General features: G+C 56.6%; 3 protein-coding genes. All 3 read right to left on the bottom strand.

The window, feature by feature from the left end; all coding sequences use genetic code 11:
- Positions 1 to 769 (bottom strand): IS66 family transposase (locus tag ACO0LF_RS31245; RefSeq protein ID WP_423021278.1); only part of this gene is annotated, 769 nt, incomplete at its 3' end.
- A gap of 106 nt (positions 770 to 875) precedes the next feature.
- Complete coding sequence (tnpB, locus tag ACO0LF_RS31240) at positions 876 to 1,208, bottom strand: IS66 family insertion sequence element accessory protein TnpB (protein WP_423021276.1); 333 nt, start codon at positions 1,206 to 1,208, stop codon at positions 876 to 878.
- Positions 1,205 to 1,534: IS66 family insertion sequence element accessory protein TnpA (gene tnpA / locus ACO0LF_RS31235; protein WP_423021274.1), on the bottom strand; the 330-nt coding region annotated here is incomplete at its 5' end. The genes tnpA and tnpB, both read right to left, overlap by 4 nt.

Raw genomic sequence — 1,534 nt, 5'->3', positions numbered from 1 at the left:
CTTGTCTTTGCCTGAGTAATTCAGCAAGCCGGTCTGCCAGCGGTTGCAGGGCCACGCCGATCTTACCTACCCACTCTGCCAGGGTAGAACGGGCAATGCCTGCGCCATGGCGGGTGCTGATTTGTTCTATCCGGTACAAGGGTAAATGATCGAGGTATTTCTGGACCACCACCCAGGCATGCAAGCCTGGAGCTGCCATGCTGCCATCGATAACGGCGGCCGGAATGGCTGCTGCTGTGACGGTTTCACAGGCGCGGCAAGCGTATTGTGGACGGATGTGGCGGTGTACAAAGAAACGGGCTGGTTCTACATCTAATTGTTCGCTGATGTCTTCACTGATCTTGATCAGGTCCTTGCCGCATTGATCACAGGCGCAAGAAACAGGTTCATGGCGATGTTCTATACGCGGCAGTTCTGCCGGGAAGGGCTTGCGGCCCGTCGGTCTGGCTTCGAGTTTGGTCAGCGTGGGACTGAGCTGGGCCAGTTCCGCCTGCATGGCAGAGAGGTCCGTTTGCTCACACTCCAGAAACAGGTCCCGTTGTTCTGCGGTAAAGGCTTCTGTCTTAGCCGAGAACTTGAGGCGTTTGTGGTAGGCCAGCTCCAGCGTCAAGGCTTGAATCTTGATTTCTTTGGCATGATTGTCTGCGGTGAGACGGGCTATCTCCGTATCGGTTTTACCCGCTTGCGCCAACTGGGCCATGATCCATTCTGCCAGGGCAGGATCGGGATTGAATTGGGCGAGCTGGGCAAGTTGGGCTGATCTATCCATGGGCTGAAGTATACCTGAGTGTTGGCGTGGTTAACAGGGGGTAAGCTGATGTTGTAACTGGTATCTTGTTGCATATTGGTGGCAGAAATGGGTGGGTACGATCTCTTTACACCTGCCACTCCGGGTGGCGACGCCAGTCGACACCGGTAGTCAGCCATTGCCAGTCAGATTGACTAAGATGGCAGAGAACATCCTGGCTTTGTGGCCAGGTAAAACGTTCCTGGTGTAGGCGTCGTACGCAAAGCCAGACACCAGTGCCATCCCAGACCAGGAGTTTGATGCGGTTGCCATTCTTGTTACGAAAGGCATAGGCGCTGCCATCACAGGGAAGCTGGCCCAGGCTGTGCTGGACGCAGCGAGACAATCCGTCGACACCGAGGCGCATGTCAACAGGTTCGACTGCCAGGAAGACCTGGGCTGGTGCGAGGGTGCTGCTCATGGCAGGTGCAACAAGAGTTGGGAGACGGATGCCATGACTGCTTCAGTGATACCCAGAGGCAGATTGATTTGCCAGCCGCCGGGGCTGCGCAGGTGGAGGGTATCGGCCACAGGCGGTATCGCAGATTGGGGGTGGGCATCTGGTACAGCGACGGCAGCCACCAGGGTGAGTGCCCTGGGTTGAACGGTTTTTTTACTGGCCACTACAGGGGCAGCGCGCCGTCGCCAGTAATCAAAGCTGGAATAGACCAAACCTTCGCGCTGGCAAAATGCACGCTGGCTTAAACCACTGCCTTGCCAGTCCTGGCATTGCTTACGCCAAAACGC

It is taken from the genome of Undibacterium sp. Di27W (assembly GCF_049340345.1).
In the GTDB taxonomy this organism is placed as follows: domain Bacteria; phylum Pseudomonadota; class Gammaproteobacteria; order Burkholderiales; family Burkholderiaceae_D; genus Undibacterium.
Note: the sequence above shows the minus strand (reverse complement) of the source record. Positions and strands in the feature narration are given on the sequence as shown.

Bases quoted from the DNA above. Each gene is read 5' to 3' on its own strand.
- tnpB (WP_423021276.1), bottom strand. From the start codon at position 1,208: ATGAGCAGCACCCTCGCACCAGCCCAGGTCTTCCTGGCAGTCGAACCT.